A 2,485-nucleotide genomic window follows, 5' to 3' on the forward strand; every position below is an offset into this window, starting at 1 on the left:
CCGGTGGCCGTTGGACCAGGATCCCGGGCGGCCGCGCGACAGCCCGTTGGCGTTGAAGCCCTGGGTGGCGCGGACGAACACCCGCCGGGCCCGCTCCAGGTCGTCGACGTCGGCGGTGAGGTCTGCGGCCCGGTACTCCTCCCGTGCGTAGGGGCTGAGCTGGCAGGCACGGACGAGCTCGTCGGGCCGGTCCCGCAGGACGCGGAAGAACGTGACGACACCGCCGTCGCGGTCGTTGATGACCTCGTGACGGGCGGGTTCCTTAGCGAACAGGACCGCCGCGCTGCCGGCGAACGGCTCCAGATACAGCTGGTGCGGGCGCAGCAGGCTGGCGATCCAGGGCGCGAGGCGACCCTTCCCGCCATAGAAAGGGAAGGGCGGCTTCACGCCGAGCCTCCCCGTCGCCGCGGCGTCACCGGTGTGCGGCCGATGCCGGCTGCGTGTCGCTTCCTCATCTCGTCCTCACTCACCTTGACGCGCGTCGACGGGTGTTCGACGAAACGTCACGAAAGATCGCTGGGCATGGCTGCGGGGCGGCCGGGCGCCCACGGTCTGGGCCAGGCCGAAGGTGCGGGCTACTCGGGGTGGATCCACCAGGTCGGCCGCAGGGCGGACGTCGGGACCTGGCGGGGCTGCTCGGCTCCGGTGTCCAGCCACACGTGCAGTGCGGAGCCGTCCGCCGGGCCGTGGGCGCTGAGGCCGAGCCTGGGCTCGTCCTGGTCGTCGACGGGGAGGGCTGTGATCTCGCCGTCGATCTCGACGTCGCCGAGGACGGCGGTAAGGCGGGTGCCGACTGACGGTGCCCGCCAGAGGGTGCGGGGGGTGATGTCGAGGGCCGGGTCATAGGGGGCGAGCCGCGGGGGTGTCGGTGCCATGGGGTGCTCTCCAGGGGCTGGGCGGGACTGGGCCGTGCCCGGTTCGAGCACCCCGGGCCGGAGGGAAGTGCTCCACCCTCCGGCCCTAGGGTTCTGTCGATCGGACACGTCAAAAGGTATCCAATAAAGAGTGTGCCGCTAGAAGTTGCTATCAATCGAGTGGGCGGATGTCGCGTTACACGGGGTTTGGGGCGGTTCCTGTCGTGTGCCTTCGGAGCGCCTCCGCGGCCTTGGCCCGCGAGACGCGGACTACGAGGCCGGGAGGGCGCTCAGGCGGCCGCGATGATGCCGAGGACCCGGTCGAGGATGCAGCGCTGGCCGAAGGCGGCCTGGGCCGCGCCGTAGCGGGCGCTCTCGTCGAGGCGGGGGTCGGTGACCTCGCGCTCGTGGGTCTCGATCATCTCGGTCACCTCCTCGGCGAGGCTTTCGAGGATGTGGACGGGGATCGTCGTCCCTGTCGGGATGCGGGCGGCGTCGGCGGCCGCGCGCAGAACAGCCTGGGCCTCGGGGTCCTCGAAGGGGTCCCCGAGGCCGGTACGGATGGCGGTCATGGCGTGCCTCCTCGGGAGGTGTCGTGGGCGGTCTCGGTGGGGTCCGGGACCGCGATGAGGGTGTGCGGGGCCCGCAGCAGCTCGTAGCGGGGCGAGGGCTGCCGGCCCCGCTGCGCCGGTGCCGCGGGAAGAACGCGCAGGTAGCCGGCGGCCACGAGGTCGTCGACGACGGCCTGCACGTCGGGGACGCGACGGCACCAGCGCCGCCCGTCGTCGTTGCGGTGCAGCGGGTAGACACCGCGGTGGATCTCACTGACGGACACGTCGTCGCCGACGGTGAGCTGCTGACGGTGCAGCCAGCCCAGCACCACGTCCACGCGCTCCTGCTCGGGTGGCGGCGCGGGGACGTAGCCGGCTTCGGCGGCCAGTTCCTGGGCGCGACGGCGGACCTGGACGTGCGAGAGGCCGCCGGTGGCGGCGAGGCCCTGCAGGACGCGCAGTTCCAGGTCGATACGGGCGAGGTCGGCGTGGCGCGCGCCGCTCAGCGGGGCGTCGTACCTTTCGCGGCCGGTCGGTGGACGGTCGTGGGGGACGGGGTCAGGCATATTCAGTGCCATGGTCGTTCTCCTGGTCAGGGGGCTTTCGATCAAGATCGTGGCGGGTGCGGGACGTCCGCATGGGGCCGCTCCGCGGGCCGGCTACGACAGGTCGTCGTCGGCGGCGTAGAGCGCGTCGAGGTCGGTGCGGTCGCCGATGAGGGCGGCGAAGAGCTGGGTGGTGGCCGCGACGTTCGTCGCGACGGCGGCGGCCTGCGCGCGGGCGACGGCGGGCAGGCCCGGGTCGTCGGCGTCGCGCTGGTGCATCGTGGCCAGGTGTCGGGCCTGGCCCAGCGCACCCTGGAAGCCGCAGTAGCCGTCCGCCGACAGGTCGTGCAGGACCGGCAGGTAGGGCTCGTCGTCGAGCACCTCGTCGTCGGGTGCGTCGCCGGCGTCCCCGAACAGCCCGTGGATCCTCACGTCGTCGCCCCTGCCGCCCCGTCGCCGTCGTGCGTGCTCTCGTCGAGCTCGGCGAACAGCTCCGCCATGGAGTCGTAGACCTTCAGGCCCCCCGGGGCGATCT

At 72.6% G+C, this 2,485-nt stretch carries 5 protein-coding genes; all 5 read right to left on the reverse strand.

Going from position 1 to position 2,485, the window contains the following annotated elements; all coding sequences use genetic code 11:
* Positions 1–387 (reverse strand): DNA adenine methylase (locus BBK14_RS12120; RefSeq protein WP_131802248.1); only part of this gene is annotated, 387 nt, incomplete at its 3' end.
* A 188-nt stretch (positions 388–575) separates the two neighbouring features.
* Complete coding sequence (locus tag BBK14_RS12125; RefSeq protein WP_071062021.1) at positions 576–875, reverse strand: hypothetical protein; 300 nt, start codon at positions 873–875, stop codon at positions 576–578.
* Positions 876–1,144: 269 nt separating this feature from the next.
* The gene (locus tag BBK14_RS12130) at positions 1,145–1,426 is read right to left on the reverse strand and encodes a hypothetical protein (RefSeq protein ID WP_071062023.1); all 282 of its coding nucleotides are present in this window, start codon (positions 1,424–1,426) and stop codon (positions 1,145–1,147) included.
* Positions 1,423–1,983 (reverse strand): hypothetical protein, encoded by a 561-nt coding sequence (locus BBK14_RS12135; RefSeq protein ID WP_131802250.1) that lies wholly within the window; start codon positions 1,981–1,983, stop codon positions 1,423–1,425. Before BBK14_RS12135 ends, BBK14_RS12130 begins: the two co-directional genes overlap by 4 nt.
* A gap of 81 nt (positions 1,984–2,064) precedes the next feature.
* Positions 2,065–2,382 (reverse strand): hypothetical protein, encoded by a 318-nt coding sequence (locus tag BBK14_RS12140; RefSeq protein ID WP_071062028.1) that lies wholly within the window; start codon positions 2,380–2,382, stop codon positions 2,065–2,067.
* Positions 2,383–2,485: the final 103 nt, after the last annotated feature.

It is taken from the genome of Parafrankia soli, assembly GCF_001854695.1.
In the GTDB taxonomy this organism is placed as follows: Bacteria; Actinomycetota; Actinomycetes; order Frankiales; family Frankiaceae; genus Parafrankia; species Parafrankia soli.

Excerpts from the sequence above, each read along its gene's own strand:
- BBK14_RS12125 (WP_071062021.1), bottom strand. The coding sequence starts at position 875 with ATGGCACCGACACCCCCGCGGCTCGCCCCCTATGACCCGGCCCTCGAC.
- BBK14_RS12130 (WP_071062023.1), bottom strand. The coding sequence starts at position 1,426 with ATGACCGCCATCCGTACCGGCCTCGGGGACCCCTTCGAGGACCCCGAG.
- BBK14_RS12135 (WP_131802250.1), bottom strand. The coding sequence starts at position 1,983 with ATGGCACTGAATATGCCTGACCCCGTCCCCCACGACCGTCCACCGACC.